The organism is Escherichia sp. KTE159 (genome assembly GCF_000408805.1).
Taxonomy (GTDB): Bacteria; Pseudomonadota; Gammaproteobacteria; order Enterobacterales; family Enterobacteriaceae; genus Escherichia; species Escherichia marmotae.
In genome coordinates, this window is the sequence record NZ_KE137292.1 from 1798138 (window position 1) to 1819693 (window position 21556).

Here is a 21556-nt window from a genome sequence, read left to right on the forward strand (position 1 = left end):
AACAACAATATTTTTATAACGAGGCATGATAAGACGCGCCAGCGTCACATCAGGCTTTCAATGCCAACGCTGGCACAATCGCCAGATGCGGCGTGAACGCCTTATCTGCCCTGGTGTTAATTATACGCTTTTAAACTTCTTCCGATGAACGACTCTTCTCCCCCGGAACAAGCTCAGTTTCATGAAAGGCTTCCCGTTTGACGCCGTAACCGTCATACCAGCGACACTCAACCATGCCGCTGGAATACCCGGTAACAATCATCCGCGGGCCGCCCTCTTTAACCGTTACTTCCTCACTCACCACAAAGCTCATACTCGCCTCCTTTTTTCGAGTGAAACTTGTTCACCTTAGTCGAGAATGGCGAATTTTGCATACCAGCCAGTGAGAATATTAATGTACCTGACCGCGCATTTTCGCTACTGCTTTCACTGCCAATACGACGATGCTACCGATGATAAAACCAAGAATCAGATTTAAAACAGTCGGTAATATCATCGCCACCAGCGCACTCTGCTGCCCGGAGAAATGTTCAATAGCATGATGCAGCGGCGCAATACCATGTACCACAATGCCACCACCGACGAGAAACATCGCCAGCGTGCCGACGATCGATAACGCTTTCATCAGCCAGGGCGCGATAATCAATAACCCCTTGCCCAGCGCCTGTATAACCGTACTGGATTTTTCCGCCAGCCAGTAACCCAGATCATCAATCTTAACGATGACCCCCACCAGACCGTAGACGCCCACGGTAACCACCAGTGCGATCCCTGAAAGTACCAGCACCTGATTAAGCAACGGCGCTTCCGCCACAATCCCCAGCGTGATAGCGACAATTTCCGCAGACAAAATAAAATCGGTACGAATCGCCCCTTTTATTTTGTCCTTTTCGAACTTCAGCGGATCCTGCGCTGCCAGTTTTTCCAGACGCTGCTGACTCTGTGCCGGATCCTCTTTATGCTTACGCGCCTCCAGCATATGCAGCACCTTCTCTACCCCTTCAAAGCAGAGAAATGCACCGCCAATCATCAACAGCGGTGTAATCGCCCACGGGATAAACGCACTGATGATCAGCGCCAACGGCACCAGAATCACTTTGTTGATGAGCGATCCCTTCGCCACGCCCCAGACCACGGGTAATTCCCGGTTGGCACGCACACCTGAAACTTGTTGCGCATTAAGCGACAAGTCATCCCCTAATACACCAGCGGTTTTCTTCGCCGCCAGCTTGCCCATCACGGAGATATCGTCCAGCAAAGTGGCGATATCATCGAGCAACGTCAATAAACTACTCCCGGCCAAAAGCATTCCCTCTCATTTTTATTGTTGACGGTGCTAAGTATGAAGCAAAATCGGCTTGTCTGATACTTGCTTCACAAGTCAACATTTTATTAACAATCAATTACGATTATATCTCTCGCCAGTGAAATGATTTTCACGTTTACTATGAACAGCCTTTTTATTTCCATCGTGAGGGATTATGCGTTTCCGCCAGTTGTTACCGCTTTTTGGCGCACTGTTTGCGCTGTATATCATTTGGGGCTCAACCTATTTTGTCATTCGGATTGGGGTAGAAAGCTGGCCACCGTTAATGATGGCGGGCGTGCGCTTTCTGGCAGCCGGTATTTTACTAATGGCATTTTTACTGCTGCGCGGGCACAAATTGCCGCCGCTACGTCCACTGCTTAATGCCGCGCTTATTGGCCTGTTACTGCTGGCTGTCGGTAACGGCATGGTAACGGTAGCCGAACATCAAAACGTCCCTTCCGGCATTGCCGCCGTGGTGGTGGCAACGGTGCCACTCTTTACCCTGTGCTTCAGCCGCCTGTTTGGCATAAAAACGCGCAAACTGGAGTGGCTTGGCATCGCCATTGGGTTAGCGGGGATCATCATGCTCAACAGTGGCGGTAATTTAAGCGGCAATCCGTGGGGCGCGATCCTGATTTTGATCGGGTCTGTGAGTTGGGCATTTGGTTCAGTTTATGGCTCACGAATCACTCTGCCAGTGGGGATGATGGCGGGAGCCATTGAAATGCTGGCGGCAGGCGTGGTGTTAATGATCGCATCGATGATTGCGGGTGAAAAACTGACGGCGCTACCTTCTCTTTCGGGCTTCCTGGCGGTCGGCTATCTGGCGCTGTTTGGTTCTATCATCGCCATCAACGCTTATATGTATTTAATCCGCAATGTCAGCCCGGCCCTGGCGACCAGCTACGCTTATGTTAACCCGGTGGTCGCGGTATTGCTGGGTACGGGGCTGGGTGGCGAAACGCTATCGCGGGTTGAATGGCTGGCACTGGGCGTGATTGTCTTCGCGGTGGTGCTGGTAACGCTGGGGAAATATCTCTTTCCTGCTAAACCCGTTGTCGCCCCCGTCATTCAGGACACATCAAGCGAGTAAATGAATCCCTAGAGAGTCGATCTGCGCGCTGGCACCCTCGCTGCAGATCCACTCTTCCAGACGCTCGGTCAGCGCCGCGTCCGTCAACTTCTCTCGCCCACGTAACGCACACTCCCAGACAATCAATACACGCCAGCCGAGTTCCTGCAATCGATTAATATCACGACGATCGCGCTCGACATTTTTACCTATCTTCTCCAGCCAGAACTCCGTTCGTGTGGCAGGAACTTTGAACAGATGGCAATGATGATGGTGCCAGAAGCAGCCGTGGGTAAATATCACGCAGCGATACTCATCGAGGACAAAATCCGGACGTCCGGGTAGACTGGCACCCTGAACGCGAAACATCAGCCCCTGTCCGGTTAACAGACTGGCCAGGCGCTTCTCGATTGCTGTATCGTGCGTGGCAATCGCGCGCATATTTTTGCTACGCGTGGCCTTATCGTGAACGTCGGCCATGTTGTGCCTCTTGCTGACGCAACGCTACCGCCTGTTTGATTTTTGGCTCGAGCAGTTTTGCCACCGCGGCAAAGACCGGTACGACTACCGAGTTGCCGAACTGGCGATAGGCCTGAGTGTCAGAAACCGGAATGCGGAATTTCGCTTCATGCGGCGCTTCAAAGCCCATCAACCGTGCGCATTCACGAGGTGTTAACCGACGCGGACGATGTTGCTGATTCTGCGGATCGTCAAAGTCTTTCTCACCTGTTGCCATATCCCAGCCGCGATCGATTAAAATTTCTGCGCCATCTTTGTAATAGCGGGCAGAAAGCGTGCGCGTGACACTTTGCGGATTGTTCGGATAAACCATCCCGTACCCGAAGCCGTTACCGCGCGCCTGATGTTTTTTCGCATAGCGATAGAGGTACTTCCACAGCACCGGCGTCAGAATATATTTCGCTTCGACTATCGGATCCAGCAACTCCGCCAGCGTCACTCGCTGCGCAGGGAAACAATCGCTGATATCACGCAGGGTAAAATCTTGCTTCAGATTAAGATCGCGACGGAAACCCACCAGCACAATGCGTTCACGGTGCTGCGGTAAAAAATGTTTGCCATCAATGATCTTCGGATCGTTCGGGCCATTATCTTCTGCATCGGCTACGTCATAGCCCAGTTCGTCCAGCGTCTGCATGATGATGCGGAACGTTTTGCCCTGGTCGTGACTTTTCAGGTTTTTGACGTTTTCAAGTACAAAAATCGCCGGACGGCGGGCGTCGATAATGCGTACCACATCAAAAAACAACGTCCCCTGGGTATCGCAGGCAAAACCGTGCGCGCGACCAAGAGAGTTCTTTTTCGATACGCCAGCCAGGGAAAACGGCTGGCAAGGAAAACCGGCCAATAAAACATCATGTTCAGGAATGTGCTGACGAATATGTGCCGCCGCTGCTTCATCGCTCACGCCCTCTTTATGGCTCAGGGTAATGTCGCGGATATCTTCATTAAAGTGATGCGTAGCCGGGTCGCAATAATGATTCGCTTTGTAGGTGCGTACCGCATGTTTATTCCATTCACTGGTAAACACGCATTGACCGCCAATCGACTCAAAACCGCGACGGATGCCACCAATTCCGGCAAACAGATCGATAAAACGAAACGCATAGTGCGGATGATGTGCAGGTGGTTTGGGTAACAACGTTTGCAGATGAGCGAACTCTTTCTCACTTAAACGGTGCCATGCCGAATCATTCGCCAGCGCACGTTTTAAAATCGCCGCGCTCCAGTGATTCTCACCCACACCATTAAGTTGCGCCACCAATGTTTTAACATCATAAATTTGCAGCAGTTTCTCCAGCATTGCCTGTGCGGCATTCCCGGTGCTGTATGAATCGGTTACTGATATATTTTCCTGCATAGATTTAACCGGCCATCTGAGATGGCCGACAGGTTAACATAATTACTTCAGTTTAGGGCCACGCGGTCAGCCTGCAGGAGAAAAGGCACGAATCACGTCATGATCCACACCTTCATTCTCGCCCGCCAGTTCAGCGCTGAGTTTAGCCATAAACTCCACCTGAAAACGGGCGTTGTGTTGCGCCAGTTGTTTACCTTTTGTCGTTTGCATGGTTTGCGGTAGTTTCAGCAGCTTAGTCTGGAAATGATCCAGCGCGTAGCGTTTATCATCAAGCGGGCGATGCTGCGCGAACGGGTCTTCACCGTCAAACAACGCCACACCCAGCGAGCCTGAGACCGCAAACACTCGCGCCAGACCAATCGCGCCTAAAGCTTCCAGCCTGTCTGCATCCTGCACGATTTTGGCTTCCGCCGTTAAAGGTGTAATTTGTGCGCTGAAACTGTGTGCCGCGATAGCATGGCAAATGGCGTCTATTTTCTCTGGCGGAAAATCGACAAATTCCGCACTTAAAATGCGACGCGCCTCTTCTGCCGCCAGTAATGAGGAGCGCTGCCGTTGCGGATGATTTTTCGCCAGACTCACAATATCGTGAAAATAACAGGCGGTTAAAATGACCAGCATATCGACGTCTTCATCTGCCGCCAGTTTCTGCGCTGTCGCCCAGACACGACGAAAATGACACAGGTCATGGGCCACGTCCTGGTGCGTTTGATGGTTTTTAAACCAGTTTTCAAACTGTGCCTGCCAGTGTTGTAAATCCATACACGCTCCGCTGCAAATGAGTCGCAACCTTAGCAGTTTTTACTCATAGCGTCTGCTACGCACGGGTCGTGGTCGGGTGTACCACGCAATACCACCTAACAACGCTCCGACCAGGGCCATAAACAAAAATCCCACTAATGCCCCTAACCACTTTCCTGCGGTAGAGCCTAAATCACTTTCAAATCCCGACACGGGGGCATCCGGGATCCTGCTCATCACCCAAATGTAACGCGCCATTACCCAGACGAAATAGCCACACCATGTATAGAAAGCCCATAAAGCCAGTTTGCCGCCAGGGCTGCGAGAAAGTCTCTCTTCCATCGTTGTCGAACCGTACTCCATTTTGAGATAACCCGGGAAATTCAGACTTAGCACTATTATGTGATAAAAGTCACATTTTTCCACATTAGTTGAGACAGTCAAGTCTCACTCATTTTTTGAACAAATATATAAATCTTAGCCAATGGCTATTATTTGTAGAAAAAACAAATAAGAAAGTATTTTCCTTTCGGCAGTGGATAATTAATTAATTCACATATTGAATATATTAGCACTGAATACAATTATACCTTTTTCGTTTTCTGTGTCATGATAACTCCGTTATTAGCCTTTATCGTCTTGTTTATATTTTTGGGCCGGCATGATGCCGGCTTTTTTTATGCCATTCATAATGTGCGCAAGATCACTCAGGGTCTTTGGTGCAACACTCATTGACACAAACTATCCTTCCGCAAAATCAATAATCTATTGATATACAACCATAAATGACATGAATTTCTGTATCTGCAATTCATAATTTTGAATTATATTAAATAAGATAGAAACATTTTGAAATCTTTTAAATATATTTGTTACATGCAATCTTTAAAATAAAATGAACTTCATAGAATAGTATCCAAATGTGCTTTTTTTTGGATAATGGCACTTATTGATATATTCATGAAGATTATAATCACAAGGGAATACATAATGAAAAGAAAAGTTCTGGCAATGCTGGTCCCGGCGTTATTAGTTGCTGGCGCAGCAAATGCGGCTGAAATTTATAATAAGAATGGCAATAAAGTTGATTTTTACGGCAAGATGGTTGGCGAACGCATCTGGTCGAACACTGATGATAATAACAGCGAAAACGAGGATACCTCCTATGCTCGTTTCGGCGTTAAAGGTGAAACTCAGATTACCAGCGAACTGACTGGTTTTGGTCAGTTTGAATACAACCTTGATGCCAGCAAGCCTGAAGGTTCTAATCAGGAAAAAACCCGTTTAACCTTCGCCGGTTTGAAATATAACGGATTTGGTTCTTTCGACTACGGTCGTAACTACGGTGTTGCCTATGATGCCGCAGCTTATACCGATATGTTAGTTGAATGGGGCGGCGATTCCTGGGCTTCCGCTGACAACTTTATGAACGGTCGTACCAACGGTGTTGCAACCTACCGCAACTCTGATTTCTTTGGTCTGGTCGATGGACTGAATTTTGCAATTCAGTATCAAGGCAAGAACAGCAATCGTGGCGTTACTAAACAAAACGGTGATGGCTATGCGTTGTCCGTAGACTACAACATTGATGGTTTTGGTATTGTCGGTGTTTATGGTAAATCTGATCGTACCAATGAGCAAGTTGCTGATGGAAACGGTTCAAATGCAGAAGTATGGTCATTGGCAGCAAAATATGATGCGAACAATGTCTACGCTGCTGTGATGTATGGTGAAACTCGTAATATGACACCGACATCAGTTAATACAGGCGGCTTCGACAAAGACGGCAACTCGATAATGCATGATCAACTGCTCAACGAAACTCAGAACTTTGAAGCAGTTGTTCAGTATCAGTTCGACTTTGGTCTGCGTCCTTCCTTAGGTTATGTCTACTCCAAAGGTAAAGATATTAAAGGCGTCCCAGGCCATAGATATGTTGACGCTGACCGCGTGAACTACATTGAAGTTGGTACTTGGTACTACTTCAATAAGAACATGAACGTTTATACTGCATATAAATTCAACATGCTGGATAAAGATGACGCGGCAATTACTGGCGCAGCAACTGATGACCAGTTTGCAGTTGGTATCGTCTACCAGTTCTAATCAGCCAACGCGCCACGGCACGTTACTGTAAAAACTCATCCAGCCTGAGTTCGTCCCTCATTGAACTCGGGCTTTTTTATCCCCCTCGTCAAATCACCAGCAGCGGCACTCTCAACCGCTGTAGCATGTCGACAAAACTCAATTCCTGGGTGACTCCCGGCACAATAACATCTGCCAGTTTCTGTTCAACCAGAGTCGCTAAACAGTGCAAAGCCTGATCACGTAGTGCATCTTTAAAACGATGCATGTCAGAAACATATCTACGCTCCAGGATTCTTACATATTCCGGAATAAAGCCAGGTAAATGAATATGCCCTGAAGAAACGTTAGCGAAAAACTACGCATAATAAAGCGATAGTTCCCTATCATCCCGAGAAAGACATTCACCGGAATAACAATATTTCAGTACATAGAAAACCTCTGAAAACATCTTAATATAAAAAAGACTATAACTTATTATTAATTTACCTGTTAAAGATTATAGTTATGCCTTAAATATTTGGTGCATTATATCTGCTGTAACCTTAGCCACTCCTTGCACACCTTTTTCTGGTTGCTACTGTAATTAGAGAATCTGATAGCATGTAATTAACCATATCTGTCATTAGTTAATGATTAATCTGATTCATCATTTTTCCACGACTAACGGGCATACAGAACGGCTGCATCATTATTTTTTGCTAAAAATCTCATTTATGATTCTGACAGTCGCCCTATGTAACGAGAGTATGCAATCTCATCTTTTCTGAAAAATGAACTAAAATATATTGCTACGCTTTACGTTTTTTATTGCAAATAAGGTTGATTCGATGAGAACACTATTCGTTAACTGTGATGTATTTTCCCTGACGTGTTTAACGCAACCCTCTACCGCTTTAGGTATATTGACTCGTTTTACGTTCCTGGTTAAATATAGCATCCAGCTCAGTCGCGAATATAGTGACTAACCTACCGAAGTAACAATAAGGAATACACTATGACTGTTCAAACAAGTAAGAACCCGCAGATTGATATTGCTGAAGATAATGCGTTCTTCCCTTCAGAATATTCGCTTAGCCAATATACCAGTCCTGTATCTGATCTTGATGGTGTGGACTACCCAAAACCGTATAGCGGTAAGCATAAAATTCTGGTGATCGCCGCTGACGAACGCTATTTGCCAACCGATAACGGTAAACTATTCTCGACGGGCAACCATCCCATTGAAACGTTGCTGCCGTTGTATCACCTGCATGCTGCTGGTTTCGAGTTCGAAGTTGCGACCATCTCTGGCCTGATGACGAAGTTTGAATACTGGGCTATGCCGCACAAAGATGAAAAAGTGATGCCATTCTTTGAGCAGCATAAATCTCTGTTCCGCAATCCGAAGAAATTAGCGGATGTTGTCGCCAGCCTCAACGCAGACAGCGAGTACGCAGCAATCTTTGTTCCAGGTGGTCATGGTGCTCTTATTGGCTTACCTGAAAGCAAAGAAGTTGCTACCGCTCTGCAATGGGCAATTGAAAACGACCGCTTTGTTATCTCTCTTTGTCACGGCCCGGCTGCGTTTCTGTCGCTCCGCCACGGTGATAACCCACTAAACGGTTATTCAATTTGCGCATTCCCGGATGCAGCAGACAAACAAACACCAGATATTGGCTATATGCCGGGTCATCTGACCTGGTACTTCGGTGAAGAACTGAAGAAAATGGGAATGAACATCATCAATGATGACATTACTGGCCGGGTACATAAGGATCGTAAACTTCTCACCGGAGACAGCCCTTTTGCAGCGAATGCGCTGGGCAAACTCGCTGCACAGGAAATGCTGGCGGCATACGTGGGTTAACCGGACATCACTTACGGTGTAATAAAAAAGTGGGGGTTTATCTCCCCCACTGAATAAACGAGAGATGTTCACCACCAGTTGTTGACGCCTTATCTCTTGTCTTACCTCCATTTATGCATCAGCTTCATGCATTGAAGAATGCAATACAATCCTTTGTTGAAATAACAAGTATAATTCAAGCAAATCATTAACACATAAAATATAAGGACGTGTTATGTGGCATTGCGTTATTTATCGATTTTAGAAAACGACTATCTCTGATAAACTCCATCACGTTTTAACCAGTAGGGAAGCGAGGTTAGATATGTCGTTAACGTCAATTTTTAGACGCATTGCATTTAGCTATTATGATTATTCATGTGAAGATATTGACATTGCAAATACTGAATTTGCAGTCATTCACATTCCAGATCAAATTGGTGATGCAATGGCTATTTACCCGATAATTAGATCGCTGGAATCACATAAAATAAAACATTTATTAATTGTCACATCTACAATTAATAAATCTGTTTTTGATGCGCTTCATCTTAAATACACCAAATTAACATTAGTCAGTATGACAATGCAGGACTATGCCAGCTTAAATGAAATAAAAAAACTGGCGAAAAGTATAAGAGAGCAACACGGTACACCAGATCTCTGTATTGAAGCGATGCGCAAGAAAAACTTGAAAACAATGCTATTCATAAGTCATTTAAAGGCGAAAACGAATTTACAAGTTGTGGGTTTAACGATGACATGTTATTCCCCATTATGTAAATCGGCATCAACAATGGATCAGTCTCTTCGAGCGCCAGTACCAATGACATGGGCTTTCATGATGCGAGAAGCAGGTTTCCCACCCGTCCCCCCTTTATTTGAATTACCGATCCACGAAGAGGTAATAGACGAGGTACATTATGAACTGGATCCATTGGGTTCTTATATCGCTCTTAATCTTGATGGCAGTGCCCAGGAAAGAACCTTTTCAGAAACAATAGCTCAAAAGCTAATAGCTATGATTAAAAATGAAACAAATATGCCAATTGTCATTGTTCATGGACCCAATGGTACTGAAAAAGCAGTAGAGCTAACCCAGTATTTTGACAATGTCTATCATTTATCGTTGGCTCCTTCAATAGCACGTTCTGCTGCCGTCATAAAAAATGCTTTTCTCGCGATAACGCCAGATACCTCTATTTTGCATATGACAAGTGCTTATAATGTTCCTGTCATCGCCGTGTATGCCGATTATAAAACACGCTGGCCTGCAATGGCGGATATTTCAGAGACAATTGTAGTAGGGAAAGAGATTGATCGCATCAATCTGGATGAATTCAGAAACACGGTGAAAAGAATTATCGTAAAAATTCAATCCTGATGTAATTATCAGATTTAAGAGATTTTAGATATGTCTGTTATGATTTGGCGCTAAATAGCAAAAAGCCTGCTTAAAGCAGGCTTTTTTGAATTTGGCTCCTCTGACTGGATGCGAATTTTATTGTAGTTTATTGAATTTTAATGATTTTTATAAATGAATTTAAAATAAGGCCCTCAGAAAGGCCCCTGGGATATTTTTGCTTAAAAAGATGATGTAAATCACATTTTCAGGGACTATTACCCGGAAGTTTTATAACCAACGAGAAGGTCGTCATTATTGACGTATAGCCGGAATGCTCCAGACATACAGACACAGAATTTGCACCAGATTCTGTGGGATTACATCGTTCTGGGCCAGAGCTGGCCCTTTGGGTTGCAGCCCTTTCAGGTCAGGTGCTGTTACCCTTAGCTGGTCTTTACTCTTAGCCCTTTTCCTTTTGACCGTCGGCTATGTAGCCAGGAGCGGACGTTGAAACTGCCATACTAACGGTGCTTGGCGGAATACTTTTAGTAACTTGTAATACTAAACTACCAGGTAACGAGGCTATGAAGGGGATATGTATGCTTAATGTACTAAATTTATCCCAGACGACTGATACCGAGCATGACGAGACAAGCTTGATAAAATGAATGGATGGGGTCATAATGAGCCTATGCTTCTGACTTGGAGTATCTCCGGTCAAACAGGAAGCCTCTATAGGCAGTATAGTCTCGTAAATTATTAAGGCTCCCGTGAAGTGATTCTTGGGGGCCTTAATAATTTATGGGGCCGCAGGTGCTTCAGTACATTCTCCTGACGGCTTTATCATACTAATCACAGGTAAAGGATAAATGAAAGATAATAGCCTGGAGAGTGTGTTCAATTCCTACTTCAATAACAAAAAGAACTTTGCCGATTTCCACACCCTCCGTACGGAGGACGAAGTACGCCTGATTCCCCTCAGCAGAGCTAAAACTGAACTTTATCAGTGCTCCGCGAGGCTAAAGCTGATTCATACTTTTCTTTCTCGATTTGTATTCAGCGAAATGCCAGTGAGGAAAGACATCGTTTTCTCTTACCGGAAAGAAGTAAATATTACCGACGCAGTACGACCGCACTGTAATAGTGAGTTTATTTTTAAAACGGATATATCGAATTTCTTTCCTTCAATCAGCGGTGATGTAGTGTCCGATAAGCTATCAAAGTACTGTGCAACTATACGTACGGTTGACGCTGAAGAGGTAAGGGATAACATCAAAAGGATTGTATTCCTATGTACGATTGGTAATCGCTTGCCTATTGGGTTTTCATCCTCTCCATCAATCAGTAACTTCTGCTTCTACGATTATGACAATCTTATAGATTCCTACTGTCATAATAACAACTATATATATAGCAGGTACGCGGATGACTTAATTATTTCATCTCAACATGAAATATCTAAAGACACAATTACAACTGACCTTAAATCCATACTTTCATCAGACCCATTACTGAAACTTTCAATCAATCATAAAAAAACAAAAGTTATCACGAAAAAATATGAAAGAAAGATTTTGGGGATCAGCATACTTAATGACGGGAAAATGACAGTTAGCAAAGCAACCAAAACGGATATTGAAGTAAAGCTGCATCTGCTCAAAACCGACAGAAATAAACTGGTCAATTATACCGGAGCAGATGAAATGTCATCGATTTTATCAATCGCAGGTGTACTGAGCCAAATCAATAATATTGATCAGGACTACCTATTTCACCTCCGGAAAAAGTACGGTAACTCTATCATTAGTAAGTTGCTCAAAGGGAAGGACTTGCTCAAATGATTCTTAGTGTTGATATTAGAGAGCTTCAGCATCTCGCCAACATCAGCGTGTCTTTTGACTTCACTCGCGACCCGCTAATCTGTATGACAAGTAAGAATGGCGTAGGTAAAACTTCCATCATTAAAGCCTTGGCCCTGCTCAAGGACACTGCCATCGTGAGCAAAACGTCATCCGTGTTTAGTATCAGCGAAGAGACAAAAATAGACGTTAAAATTAACGATGATATTTACGCTTTTAGGTTTAATGACGGCGACCTTGATACCAAAAATATTCTTCGGGATGAGACATTTATAAATGTCGAACTGCCCATTCCATATGGAAAACGGTTCTCTGATTTTCCCGCCTTGGGTAACATCGACATGACGCTTAGGGAAATGTACATAAAAAATGATTATCAGGATGCACATGAATTAATAGCTTTTTTGAGTGCCGTATACAAAGATACAAATAAATTCGACAATTTGAAGTTCGTTACCATTAAAGGTGCGAATTACTATTTTCTACCGCTTGATAACAATCGTTATATCCGCGAAGATTATTTTAGTTCGGGGGAGTTTTTTGTCATCAGTATTTTCAGGATGATAACTTCCTCCAGTCAACTTATCATTATTGATGAAATAGACGTCTCACTGGATTCCTCCGCACAGGTTTCTCTAATGAGTGCAGTCAGAAATATCTGCGTGGAAAGGAATAAGAAAGTTCTTTTCACCACACACTCACTCGCAATTATGAAAACCATCTATGAATATGGCACTCCTATCATTTACCTTAAAAATGAAAACGGAATTATAAACTATAATCTGGTTTCATACAGCTTTATTCAATTTGAAATGTTTGGGTTTCAAGGCTTTGATAAATATATTTTCACCGAAGATGTGACACTTGAAAGTTACATAAATATTAAACTCTCAACTATAGAAACTAAAAACAGGGTTAAGGTTATTTATATCGGTGGCTGTAGTAACGTCGTTGATTTGATGAAGCGTAATGCCAGGACTGGATTTATCTGCTCACCCCAAAATGCGATAGCCGTTCTGGATGGTGATTCTAAACAAAAATATGGTCACCGTGCAGATGTAATTATCAGTCCTTACGATGACATTGAAGATGAGGTCTTTAGAAAATATAAAGAAGAAAATGCATATTATAAACTTCCTGATGTTGCGCCAGATAATGCAAAATCTAAAGCCTACTGGAAAAAATTGCTGGAGAGGCGTGAAGATCATAACCTGACCCAAGAGGATATTTTTACGATTTTGGAACATGGCTTTGATGCTCAAGTGTCTGTTTTTTTTATGATAAATTAAATTCATTTGTTAATAGTTGAACGCATAACAATCAATTGCATATCACTATAATCGTTGTTTTTGGTTCCTGAATTGCTGATAGAAACAGTATTTGAATAGCCTCTTATCATTAACTAAGGCGAAGAGGCTTCTTTAAAACATAACATAGCGTGCTTCGTCCTTTACTGAGAAGGTGCACGGGGATGCTATGAATAAAAATATAGACTGGTAGTTTGGTGACTGTATCGTCAGGCATACAGGGCCAATGTCCGCTCCTCGCTCATAACAGCCAGAGGTTATGAGCACTTATCTAACTCCATCAATGCGCCGTCAGTTCCCGAAAAAAACAGGATTAGTCTGTTTCGGTGCGGGTACTATGCACACCGCAACAATTATCCCCCGCGTCATGTCTGGAACAGGGAATATGATTAACGGGCATCGTTACGCAGTAACCCTTTATTCTGCGCCAGTCATGAAAGCCGTTATTCCTCTTGCCAACGGTAGCCATACACCTGTTTCACCCAGCGCCCGCGCCCGTCACCGTGGCCGAGATCCGTCGCGGTCAGCGCCAGAGATTCCTTTTCGCTGAATCCCTGTGCCAGATAATGGCGGATCGCATCCTGCGCCCACGCATAGCGCAGGGAATGCGGGGAAAATTCGCCCGTCAGCCCGACTTTAGTCGCCTGTTTGTGCCAGTGCTCCATCGCCGTTTTGAGATCGGGTTTGTCGATCAATTTGCCATTACGCTGCTTTGCGACAGGTAAGGCGTTCTCCAGCGCCTTTCTGACTGCGTTAGTGTCCAGAATCGTCGTATAGCGGGGACGCCCGCCTTTGGTGCCAAACACCACTTTCAGCCGGGTTTCCCCGCGCTCAATGGCTTTCAGCCAGGTCTTCAGCGACTGCGAACTTTGCACCGCTTCCTGCGAGCGTAGCCCCATCAGCCGCGCAATCTCCAGCGCCGCCGCCAGCCCCGCATCCTGAGCGCGGGCCTTCTCCATCACCTTTTCATAATGCTCCGGTGTGATGGCGCGGCGCGTACCGTTGCGCGAAGCGCCCGACAACCCCAGCGCCTTATTGGTCAGGCGCGGATGCTTTACCACCTGCCTGCGTCCCGCCTGTCTCAGCACAGATCGCAATGCCGCCATTTCGTTTTGCAGCGTGCGCAAACCGATATCCTGCTCCAGCCGTTCCTGGATGTAGCATTCGATATGCCGCACTTTGATCTGCTCCACCCGCTGGATCTGGATATTCAGCGCCCGTAAATGCTCACTGAACCGCTTCGTGATATGAATGCGATCATCCACCGTTTTGAAGCTGCCGCCAGCCTTCTTCGCCAGCGCCTTCATTTCACTGCTTAATTTGCTCATGACTTCCCCCTGACCTACAAGAACAAACAGTCTCCGGCGTGTGCTTTTTGGCTGCGCCAGAACGATACCTTCACGTCGGAGTGGCAGTTTGTTGAGGTTTAGGGAGTTTCAGGCTGTACGCGGTACAGACTGCCTGCAAGAGCAGGGGGTTCTCCGGGGCGTCGTGCCCCCCTCGGTATCGATCTTTTTCTCCTTTGCTCTGCGCCGACAGCGGCCCAAAAGGGCATGTCAGTTAGCGGGAATGTGGCGCAGTCCATAGATGGCGCGGCTTGCGGTGGTGTGTTGCGCGGCGTCACTTTGCTTTTTCGCTAACGCGATCAAAGTGACGCCTTATCCGGTGCAGGGGATAAACGTTGCGTTTCTGGTGCAGGCTGACGGACACGCGGCAGCAAAGCCTGGCGGCAATGCAGGCCGCAGCCCGTCATGTAAAGGGGCTGGTTGTCAGCTGGGTATAAGCCAGCCGGGAAAACTCCGGCAAAGGTAAACCGTTCAGCCAGTGAAGGCCGCTGTCGTTAAGCGAGGACGACAGGATCGTCCGGGGTGCAGGCTGACGGTCATGCGGCAGCAAAACCTGACGGCATCGCAGGCCGCAGCTCGTCATGTAAAGGGTACTGGTAATCAGCAGGGTATGAATCAGCCGGGAAGATTCCGGCACAGATAAGCCATTCAGCCAGTGAAGGCTGTTGCCGTTAAGCAATAACGATGGAGCCGTCCGGTGTATGTACTTCAGTCTCAGACACAAGGGATTTTGCGTCCCCGGCGTTTGCAGAGATCAACGCCGGTAAAAGGTGCCATGCTGGCGATGCCAGGCGCTTCTTTCAGGCGTGAAGCTTAGGGCGTTGTCTACGACAACTATGATGCCGGAGGAAGATTACACCGTTATTTCTGGCGCAGAAAGGGGAAACTCATTTTTTTGGAAATTGAGTTTCCCCTTGAATTAATCGAAAATTTGTGAGTGGCACACTGCCGCGCTTCGCTTGTCGTCTCCCGTTGCGCGATCAGCCTGTGGCTGACCACACACCGGGAGAGCCGATCTTGTTGTGTCAGGGTATGAGACGACAATAACTCAGTCCGGTTGGCGCTGATTATTCTGGCCGATTTTGTAATCTGAGCACCATGTTCATGATCCCACAGGAAATGGCGTGTCGCTCAATACTCATCAGGTCAGTTATTACATGACTCAGCGTAAAAAAGGTGTAACCCAGCATATCTCGGCCATGAAGGCCGGTATCTCTGTTCGTTCCGGTCGCAGGATCGAAAAAGATCAGTGGTCTAAAACCGGTAGTCGTCACTGGCGGACGCGTAAAGATCCGCTTGAGGCCGTCTGGGACAGCGAGCTTGTTCCCCTGTTGAAGGAAAGACCTGCTCTGATGCCCACGACCCTGCTGGAAATGCTGCAGGATAAATATCCCGGTCAGTACCCCAGCAGCCTCCGCAGGACTATGCAGCGGCGGGTTCGCGAATGGAAGCTGCAGTATGGTGTCGAGCAGGAGGTGATGTTCCGGCAACTTCATCAGCCGGGCCTGCGCGGCCTGTCGGACTTTACCGAGCTCAAAGGTGTAGTTGTCACCATCGGTGGCAAGTTATTGACGCATAAGCTGTACCACTTCCGCCTTGAGTGGAGCCACTGGAGCTGGATGCGGGTTGTGCTGGGCGGTGAAAGCTTCTCAGCCCTGGCTGAAGGCCTGCAGGAAGCCCTCGGGCAGCTGGGCGGTGTACCAGCAGAGCATAAAACGGACAGCCTGCGGGCAGCAGGAAACAACAGGGTGAAGACGGGCGCCGCGAGCTGACTGAGCGCTATGCTGCCCTCTGCCAGCACTATGGCATGCAGGGCGTGCACAATAATGCCGGTCGTGGCCACGAAAATGGTTCGGTTGAAAGCGCCCACGGGCATCTGAAAAGACGGATCCGCCAGGCACTGATGCTGCGGGGCAGTAACGACTTCAGCACCGTGGAAGAATACCAGGCCTTCATCACTCAGCAGGTCATGCGGCACAACCGCAACAATCAGGATCTGGTGAAAGAAGAGCGCCCACATCTGAAACCGCTGCCGCTGCGTCGCAGCGCCGACTACGACGAACTGATGGTGAGGGTCAGTAGCAGCAGTACCATCAACGTCAGGCACGTCGTCTACAGCGTTCCTTCCAGACTTGTCGGTCAGCTGTTACGCGTCCGCTTATGGGATGATCGCCTGAGCTGTTACGTGGGTAGCAGTGAAGTGATGAGCTGCGCCCGCGTCAGGCCAGAAAAAGGGAAAACCCGGGCCAGGCGCATCGACTTCCGGCATGTGATCGACAGCCTGGCGAAAAAGCCCGGTGCGTTCTGCCATGCAACGCTGAGAAATGACATCCTGCCGGACGATGAATGGCGAAAACTGTGGCGTCGCCTGTGCAACCATCTGGAGCCGGAGATGGCCGGTCGCCTGATGGTGCACGCCCTGAAACTGGCTGCAGGCTATGACGATATCTCGATCGTGGCGCGGGGGATGGAGCAGATGCTGAATACCCCGGGTGAGCTGGATCTGCACCGCCTGATGCGGTTCCTGGGGATCAAGGAAAAAGAGCTGCCGGCAGTCAACGTCGTTCAGCACAACCTGAGCAGTTATGAACAGCTGCTACGTGGCAAGGGAGGTCTGCAGTGAGCAACATCCACCTTCTTGAGCGCAGCCTGCGCAAACTGCGCCTGACCCGCGTCAGTGCTGAATGGCATGCACTGGAGAAACGCGCCCTGGCGGAGGGCTGGACCCCGTCACGCTATCTGCTGACGCTGTGCAATGAAGAGCTCCTGTGGCGCGAGAGCGAAAAGCTGCGCCGCTATAAAAAGGAAGCCCGGTTGCCGGTGGCAAAAACGCTGGGTGAGTATGACTTCAGCCAGGTGCCGGAACTGAATAACGCTCAGTTCCGGCAGCTCTGCGAAACGACAGACTGGGTTGATGCCGGAGAAAACGTCCTGCTGTTCGGTGCCAGCGGCCTGGGAAAAAGCCATCTGGCGGCGGCGATCGTGGATGGCGTTGTAGGGCTGGGCTACCGGGCCCGGTTCTACAGTGCCGGAGAGTTGCTGCAGGAGCTGCGTAAAGCGCGGACACAACTGAAACTGAACGAGCTTCTGCTGAAACTGGATCGCTACCGGGTGATAGTGATAGACGACCTCGGGTATGTCAAACGCGACAACGCGGAAACGGGTGTGCTGTTCGAGCTGATCGCACATCGTTATGAGCACGGCAGTCTGGTCATCACCAGCAATCATCCGTTCAGCACATGGGGCAGCATCTTCGTGGATGAAACGATGGCGGTGGCAGCGGCCGACCGGCTGATCCATCACGGGTATATGTTCGAGCTAAAAGGAGAAAGTTACCGGAAAAAGACAGCGAAGGCAGTAACCAGCGTGGCTTAAAACCCTGCTCTATGGATGCGGCCAGAGTAGTTGGCGCCAGTCGGCAAAACTAGTTGACGTCTAATAGTCAGGGTCATCGCTTTCGCATGATCCTTTCCAGGTGATCACCATTGTTATCAAAGTATCTTGAAGGCCAGATTATTTCTGGTGATATTTCCAGCGCATCAGCAATGAGTTTTTCTCCGCGCGGCCACGGGCGGGAAAGCGCATTTGCCAGTGTGGAAGAACTCAACCCTGCTTTGCGCGATACCTCAGCCAGTGATGTTCCTTTCTTTCTTAACCCGGCAATGATATCTGCCGGGTGCCAGTCCTGATTAACCATCCCCATCATCCTTATATTGTTGTTTCAGATAAATATCATTTGTTCAGCATATCTAAACAACTGCGATGTTAAGTAATGCTAAACAGTAAGTCAATGTATGATCATTGATGGCGTAACAGATGCTTCCTTTTCGACTTAAAACAGCCCGGTTACGAGCCGCTATGACTCAGGAAAAATTGGGAGTACTTGCGGGTATTGAAGAGGAAACAGCGCGTTCTCGCGTATCTCAATACGAAGGTGGGATACATCGCCCAACATTTGAAATGATGTGTTCGTTCGCAAAGGTACTGAATGTGCCGGAGTGTTATTTTTATACGGTTAATGATGAACTTGCTGAAATGATTCTGGCGCTTTATTTAACCCACTATCGTTATTCAAAAAAGTAAGAAGACGTTATTAACCCTTTGTTCAGAAAGTCTAAGCAACTCTCCTGTAAAGCAATGCTAAACATGCTGTCAATATCCTTATTGGTGGTATAGCTATGTTGCCTGTTCGTCTTAAAACCGCTCGTTTAAGTGCTAATCTCACTCAGGAAAAATTAGGTGTACTGGCAGGTATTGAAGAAGCTACGGCGCGTTCCCGTATTTCTCAGTATGAAAGTGGAATACATCGCCCTACATTCGAAATGATGTGCGCGTTCGCTAAAGTACTTAACGTTCCAGAGTGCTATTTCTACACGGTGAATGATGATTTTGCTCAGGCAGTGCTGGATCTACATGCTCAGTGGACAAAGGGTTCTACTGGAAGGTAGATCGCAGAAAATAAAAAACCCCGCTGGTGAGGCAGGGTTTCTTAACAGCAAATGTAAGGCTACTCAGGCACTAGCCAGTGCCGAGAACTGAAAACCTGCGGCGTGGACAACACTGCGCAGTGTTTTCAGTGTCGGGTTGCCGGTCGGGGAGAGTGTGCGGTACAGCGATTCACGCGATACCCCGGCTTTCTGGGCAACCGTCGCCATTCCTCCCCGCGCTTCAACAACGTGGCGTAATGCGAGTAAAAAAGCCTCCTGACCGCCATCTTCATCCATATCAAGAAATGCCTGATGCAGATAGGCCTGAGCAAAAGCCGGATCTTCTCTGAGCGCCTCCACCATGACATCATCATATAAACGTTCTTTCGCCATACATCACCTCTTTAAATAGTCTTTGAGGCAGCGAATAGCCTCATCTATATCTGCATCCTGCGTGCGCTTGTCGCCAGCCAGAATCAGCAGGACGACTTCTCTCTCCACCAGGCTGTAATAAACCCGATACCCAACCCCTTGATCTATCCTGAGTTCCCAGACACCTTCCCGGCAGGGTTTGTGATCGCCAAAATTGTCTGAAGCCATCCGGTTGATCCGGGAAGCGATCTTTGCCTTCGCGATGGGGTCGCGTAACCCTTTAAAAAACTCTGCATACAGATCCCGCCCGTCGGCAGTTATGTAGGTTTTTATCGTTTTCATAGAAGATAGTAGCTTAAAAGCTACTTTTTATCCAGTGAGTTTAGTTTAAAAGCTACAGTCAGAATCGACATTTGAGGTGTATTGAAGGGGGAATATACCTTTTCCCCCCTTCAATACTGTGTTGACTTACGACGCCTGTTTCAGACGGCGGGCATACTGGTAAGCCGAAACATACCCGTCACTGTTTGCATCAAGATAATCGGACCACCATTGCATCATCTCGATCCGTTCCTCCAGATATTCAGCCTTGTGGATATAAGCTGCACGCACGCTGTTTCTTTCCTGGTGGCTCATCTGCTTTTCAATGGCTTCTTTGCTCCATAATCCCGATTCACTCAGCGCACTGCACGCCATCACCCGCAGCGCCTTATTCACGGTGTTGTCACTCATGCACTTGTCCTGGTCGTACTCACCGGGAAAAATAAAGGCCAGATGCCCGGAGAGAGCCTCGATCTGTTTCAGTATCGCAATCGCCTGATCCGACAGCGGCACAATATGTTGGATTTTCATTTTCGAACCGCGATAAGAGAAGCGCACATTTTCGATCTGCTCGCGTTCTTCCGGTATCACCCACAGTTTTTGCTGCCAGTCGATTTCACTCCAGCGGGCAAAACGCAGCTCACTGGAACGCACAAAAAACATCAGCGACAATTTCAGGGCATATTTTGTCAGCAGCCTGCCGCAGTAGCTATCCGTCCTGGACAGAAGCTCTGGCAGTTTGTCCAGCGACAGGGCCGGGTAGTGACTGGTTTCTGGCGTGGCAAATTCACCATCCAGATACAGTGCCGGGTTCGCTTTGAGCAACTGCTTTTTCATCGCGTAGTGCATAATGTCGGTGACGTAGCTTTTCAGCCGGGCGGTGATCTCCAGAAAGCCTTTGTTCTCCACCTTACGCAGCGTGAACAACAAATCCTCCGTTTCGATTTCCCCGATAAGGCGATCCCCGATATCCGGGAAAACGTACATTTCCAGCCGACGCATCACGGTTTTCGCGTAATGCTCAGACCAGCGTTTATGCTCGCCATGCCAGTTGGTGGCGATCTGGCTGAACGTCTGCCCGTTTTTCCGTTTCTGTTTCTCCGTTTGCTTAACAGCGGCGGGATCGACGCCTGCATGAATGTTATTGCGTGCGGCCTCCCGCAAACGGCGCGCCTGCAACAGCGAGATCTCCGGGTAGGGGCCAAAGGCTAACTTTTTCTCTTTGCCGTCGATGCGGTACTTCATATACCAGAGTTTTGAGCCATTAGGTTTGATCAACAGGTACAGTCCAGAACTGTCTGTCATTTTGAAGGATTTGTCAGAGGGTTTGATCTTGCGAATAGCGGTGTCTGTTAATGCCATAGCGTGGGGGCTCCGTTTGCTCACCGAACCGTGAGGCCCCTGATTAGGCCCCCAAAAACCATGGATGTCAAGAAACCCGGCAGCCTCTTGCGAGACAACCGGGTAAAGATAAGTTCTTGTTTTTTAACTATCTTGAGACTCATAGAGATATCTCAAGACTAAAATTTGGCTCCTCTGACTGGACTCGAACCAGTGACATACGGATTAACAGTCCGCCGTTCTACCGACTGAACTACAGAGGAATCGTGAGAACGAGGCGAATATTACTGAGTGGTGCAGCGAGTGTCAACACTAAAATTCACA

General features: G+C 47.4%; 22 protein-coding genes, 1 tRNA gene and 1 pseudogene. 11 read left to right on the forward strand and 13 right to left on the reverse strand.

Features of this window, described 5'->3' with window-relative positions; all coding sequences use genetic code 11:
* Nucleotides 1-130 precede the first annotated feature (130 nt).
* Entirely contained in the window at nucleotides 131-313 is a 183-nt protein-coding gene (locus tag A31E_RS12935; RefSeq protein WP_000011632.1) for a YodC family protein, read from the reverse strand.
* A 78-nt stretch (nucleotides 314-391) separates the two neighbouring features.
* Nucleotides 392-1309: a DUF808 domain-containing protein gene (locus A31E_RS12930; RefSeq protein WP_016248838.1), complete on the reverse strand. Its 918-nt coding sequence runs from the start codon at nucleotides 1307-1309 to the stop codon at nucleotides 392-394.
* Between the two features lie 172 nt (nucleotides 1310-1481).
* On the opposite strand from A31E_RS12930, the gene yedA reads away from it, so the two are divergent.
* Nucleotides 1482-2402 (forward strand): drug/metabolite exporter YedA, encoded by a 921-nt coding sequence (yedA, locus tag A31E_RS12925; protein WP_016248839.1) that lies wholly within the window; start codon nucleotides 1482-1484, stop codon nucleotides 2400-2402.
* Here the strand turns inward: yedA and A31E_RS12920 are convergent.
* The 4 genes from A31E_RS12920 to drpB all read right to left on the reverse strand — a co-directional run bounded on the left by A31E_RS12920 (nucleotide 2391) and on the right by drpB (nucleotide 5343).
* Nucleotides 2391-2861: a very short patch repair endonuclease gene (locus A31E_RS12920; protein ID WP_000785975.1), complete on the reverse strand. Its 471-nt coding sequence runs from the start codon at nucleotides 2859-2861 to the stop codon at nucleotides 2391-2393. The genes yedA and A31E_RS12920 overlap by 12 nt on opposite strands.
* Nucleotides 2842-4260 carry a DNA-cytosine methyltransferase gene (gene dcm / locus A31E_RS12915; RefSeq protein WP_001157228.1) on the reverse strand — a complete coding sequence of 473 codons (1419 nt, stop codon included), beginning with the start codon at nucleotides 4258-4260 and terminating at the stop codon, nucleotides 2842-2844. Before dcm ends, A31E_RS12920 begins: the two co-directional genes overlap by 20 nt.
* Nucleotides 4261-4326: 66 nt before the next feature.
* The gene (locus A31E_RS12910) at nucleotides 4327-5022 is read right to left on the reverse strand and encodes a phosphohydrolase (RefSeq protein ID WP_016248840.1); all 696 of its coding nucleotides are present in this window, start codon (nucleotides 5020-5022) and stop codon (nucleotides 4327-4329) included.
* Nucleotides 5023-5061: 39 nt separating this feature from the next.
* Nucleotides 5062-5343: a cell division protein DrpB gene (gene drpB, locus A31E_RS0122675; protein WP_242664688.1), complete on the reverse strand. Its 282-nt coding sequence runs from the start codon at nucleotides 5341-5343 to the stop codon at nucleotides 5062-5064.
* A 648-nt stretch (nucleotides 5344-5991) separates the two neighbouring features.
* On the opposite strand from drpB, the gene A31E_RS12905 reads away from it, so the two are divergent.
* Complete coding sequence (locus A31E_RS12905; RefSeq protein WP_016248841.1) at nucleotides 5992-7107, forward strand: porin; 1116 nt, start codon at nucleotides 5992-5994, stop codon at nucleotides 7105-7107.
* An 88-nt stretch (nucleotides 7108-7195) separates the two neighbouring features.
* Here the strand turns inward: A31E_RS12905 and A31E_RS26440 are convergent, their stop codons facing one another.
* Nucleotides 7196-7354, reverse strand: coding sequence for a hypothetical protein (locus tag A31E_RS26440; RefSeq protein ID WP_172955709.1), 159 nt, complete (start codon nucleotides 7352-7354; stop codon nucleotides 7196-7198).
* 729 nt (nucleotides 7355-8083) lie between these two features.
* On the opposite strand from A31E_RS26440, the gene hchA reads away from it, so the two are divergent.
* From hchA to A31E_RS12885, 4 genes are all read left to right on the forward strand, one after another.
* On the forward strand, nucleotides 8084-8935 hold the full coding sequence (gene hchA, locus A31E_RS12900; RefSeq protein ID WP_000218188.1) for a glyoxalase III HchA: 852 nt from the start codon (nucleotides 8084-8086) through the stop codon (nucleotides 8933-8935).
* 304 nt (nucleotides 8936-9239) lie between these two features.
* Complete coding sequence (locus A31E_RS12895) at nucleotides 9240-10298, forward strand: glycosyltransferase family 9 protein (RefSeq protein ID WP_001516582.1); 1059 nt, start codon at nucleotides 9240-9242, stop codon at nucleotides 10296-10298.
* Between the two features lie 830 nt (nucleotides 10299-11128).
* Nucleotides 11129-12100: a reverse transcriptase domain-containing protein gene (locus A31E_RS12890; protein WP_016248842.1), complete on the forward strand. Its 972-nt coding sequence runs from the start codon at nucleotides 11129-11131 to the stop codon at nucleotides 12098-12100.
* The gene (locus A31E_RS12885; RefSeq protein WP_016248843.1) at nucleotides 12097-13407 is read left to right on the forward strand and encodes an AAA family ATPase; all 1311 of its coding nucleotides are present in this window, start codon (nucleotides 12097-12099) and stop codon (nucleotides 13405-13407) included. Before A31E_RS12890 ends, A31E_RS12885 begins: the two co-directional genes overlap by 4 nt.
* 461 nt (nucleotides 13408-13868) lie before the next feature.
* Here A31E_RS12885 and A31E_RS12880 read toward each other — a convergent pair whose 3' ends face one another.
* Entirely contained in the window at nucleotides 13869-14753 is an 885-nt protein-coding gene (locus A31E_RS12880) for an integrase domain-containing protein (protein ID WP_016248844.1), read from the reverse strand.
* Between the two features lie 259 nt (nucleotides 14754-15012).
* Here A31E_RS12880 and A31E_RS24255 point away from each other — a divergent pair, with 259 nt between their 5' ends.
* From A31E_RS24255 to istB, 3 genes and pseudogenes are all read left to right on the forward strand, one after another.
* On the forward strand, nucleotides 15013-15237 hold the full coding sequence (locus tag A31E_RS24255; protein ID WP_071790976.1) for a hypothetical protein: 225 nt from the start codon (nucleotides 15013-15015) through the stop codon (nucleotides 15235-15237).
* 658 nt (nucleotides 15238-15895) lie between these two features.
* A pseudogene (istA, locus tag A31E_RS0122695) lies at nucleotides 15896-17394 on the forward strand (IS21 family transposase).
* Nucleotides 17391-18146 carry an IS21-like element ISEc10 family helper ATPase IstB gene (gene istB, locus A31E_RS12875; RefSeq protein WP_016248847.1) on the forward strand — a complete coding sequence of 252 codons (756 nt, stop codon included), beginning with the start codon at nucleotides 17391-17393 and terminating at the stop codon, nucleotides 18144-18146. Before istA ends, istB begins: the two are co-directional and overlap by 4 nt.
* Nucleotides 18147-18219: 73 nt before the next feature.
* On the opposite strand, the gene A31E_RS12870 is transcribed toward istB, so the two are convergent.
* On the reverse strand, nucleotides 18220-18468 hold the full coding sequence (locus tag A31E_RS12870; RefSeq protein WP_016248848.1) for a helix-turn-helix domain-containing protein: 249 nt from the start codon (nucleotides 18466-18468) through the stop codon (nucleotides 18220-18222).
* Nucleotides 18469-18587: 119 nt separating this feature from the next.
* Between A31E_RS12870 and A31E_RS12865 the strand changes: the two genes are divergently transcribed.
* Both A31E_RS12865 and A31E_RS12860 read left to right on the forward strand, forming a co-directional pair.
* Nucleotides 18588-18854, forward strand: a complete 267-nt coding sequence (locus tag A31E_RS12865; RefSeq protein WP_024193595.1) for a helix-turn-helix domain-containing protein — start codon at nucleotides 18588-18590, stop codon at nucleotides 18852-18854.
* 95 nt (nucleotides 18855-18949) lie between these two features.
* On the forward strand, nucleotides 18950-19219 hold the full coding sequence (locus tag A31E_RS12860; RefSeq protein WP_016248850.1) for a helix-turn-helix domain-containing protein: 270 nt from the start codon (nucleotides 18950-18952) through the stop codon (nucleotides 19217-19219).
* A gap of 63 nt (nucleotides 19220-19282) precedes the next feature.
* Here A31E_RS12860 and A31E_RS12855 read toward each other — a convergent pair whose 3' ends face one another.
* The 4 genes from A31E_RS12855 to A31E_RS12840 form a co-directional block, all read right to left on the reverse strand.
* Complete coding sequence (locus A31E_RS12855; RefSeq protein WP_016248851.1) at nucleotides 19283-19591, reverse strand: addiction module antidote protein; 309 nt, start codon at nucleotides 19589-19591, stop codon at nucleotides 19283-19285.
* 3 nt (nucleotides 19592-19594) lie between these two features.
* Nucleotides 19595-19912, reverse strand: coding sequence for a type II toxin-antitoxin system RelE/ParE family toxin (locus A31E_RS12850; RefSeq protein ID WP_016248852.1), 318 nt, complete (start codon nucleotides 19910-19912; stop codon nucleotides 19595-19597).
* 126 nt (nucleotides 19913-20038) lie between these two features.
* Complete coding sequence (locus tag A31E_RS12845; RefSeq protein ID WP_016248853.1) at nucleotides 20039-21253, reverse strand: tyrosine-type recombinase/integrase; 1215 nt, start codon at nucleotides 21251-21253, stop codon at nucleotides 20039-20041.
* A 166-nt stretch (nucleotides 21254-21419) separates the two neighbouring features.
* Nucleotides 21420-21495 (reverse strand) — tRNA-Asn (locus A31E_RS12840).
* Between the last annotated feature and the right edge of the window lie 61 nt (nucleotides 21496-21556).

Bases quoted from the DNA above. Each gene is read 5' to 3' on its own strand.
- hchA (WP_000218188.1), top strand. From the start codon at position 8,084: ATGACTGTTCAAACAAGTAAGAACCCGCAGATTGATATTGCTGAAGAT.
- A31E_RS12860 (WP_016248850.1), top strand. From the start codon at position 18,950: ATGTTGCCTGTTCGTCTTAAAACCGCTCGTTTAAGTGCTAATCTCACT.
- dcm (WP_001157228.1), bottom strand. From the start codon at position 4,260: ATGCAGGAAAATATATCAGTAACCGATTCATACAGCACCGGGAATGCC.
- A31E_RS12870 (WP_016248848.1), bottom strand. From the start codon at position 18,468: ATGGTTAATCAGGACTGGCACCCGGCAGATATCATTGCCGGGTTAAGA.
- A31E_RS12890 (WP_016248842.1), top strand. From the start codon at position 11,129: ATGAAAGATAATAGCCTGGAGAGTGTGTTCAATTCCTACTTCAATAAC.
- A31E_RS26440 (WP_172955709.1), bottom strand. From the start codon at position 7,354: ATGCATCGTTTTAAAGATGCACTACGTGATCAGGCTTTGCACTGTTTA.
- A31E_RS12895 (WP_001516582.1), top strand. From the start codon at position 9,240: ATGTCGTTAACGTCAATTTTTAGACGCATTGCATTTAGCTATTATGAT.
- A31E_RS12920 (WP_000785975.1), bottom strand. From the start codon at position 2,861: ATGGCCGACGTTCACGATAAGGCCACGCGTAGCAAAAATATGCGCGCG.
- A31E_RS12910 (WP_016248840.1), bottom strand. From the start codon at position 5,022: ATGGATTTACAACACTGGCAGGCACAGTTTGAAAACTGGTTTAAAAAC.
- A31E_RS12905 (WP_016248841.1), top strand. From the start codon at position 5,992: ATGAAAAGAAAAGTTCTGGCAATGCTGGTCCCGGCGTTATTAGTTGCT.
- A31E_RS12930 (WP_016248838.1), bottom strand. From the start codon at position 1,309: ATGCTTTTGGCCGGGAGTAGTTTATTGACGTTGCTCGATGATATCGCC.
- yedA (WP_016248839.1), top strand. From the start codon at position 1,482: ATGCGTTTCCGCCAGTTGTTACCGCTTTTTGGCGCACTGTTTGCGCTG.
- drpB (WP_242664688.1), bottom strand. From the start codon at position 5,343: ATGGAAGAGAGACTTTCTCGCAGCCCTGGCGGCAAACTGGCTTTATGG.
- A31E_RS12855 (WP_016248851.1), bottom strand. From the start codon at position 19,591: ATGGCGAAAGAACGTTTATATGATGATGTCATGGTGGAGGCGCTCAGA.
- A31E_RS12865 (WP_024193595.1), top strand. From the start codon at position 18,588: ATGCTTCCTTTTCGACTTAAAACAGCCCGGTTACGAGCCGCTATGACT.
- A31E_RS24255 (WP_071790976.1), top strand. From the start codon at position 15,013: ATGGCGCGGCTTGCGGTGGTGTGTTGCGCGGCGTCACTTTGCTTTTTC.
- A31E_RS12845 (WP_016248853.1), bottom strand. From the start codon at position 21,253: ATGGCATTAACAGACACCGCTATTCGCAAGATCAAACCCTCTGACAAA.
- A31E_RS12935 (WP_000011632.1), bottom strand. From the start codon at position 313: ATGAGCTTTGTGGTGAGTGAGGAAGTAACGGTTAAAGAGGGCGGCCCG.
- A31E_RS12880 (WP_016248844.1), bottom strand. From the start codon at position 14,753: ATGAGCAAATTAAGCAGTGAAATGAAGGCGCTGGCGAAGAAGGCTGGC.
- A31E_RS12885 (WP_016248843.1), top strand. From the start codon at position 12,097: ATGATTCTTAGTGTTGATATTAGAGAGCTTCAGCATCTCGCCAACATC.
- A31E_RS12850 (WP_016248852.1), bottom strand. From the start codon at position 19,912: ATGAAAACGATAAAAACCTACATAACTGCCGACGGGCGGGATCTGTAT.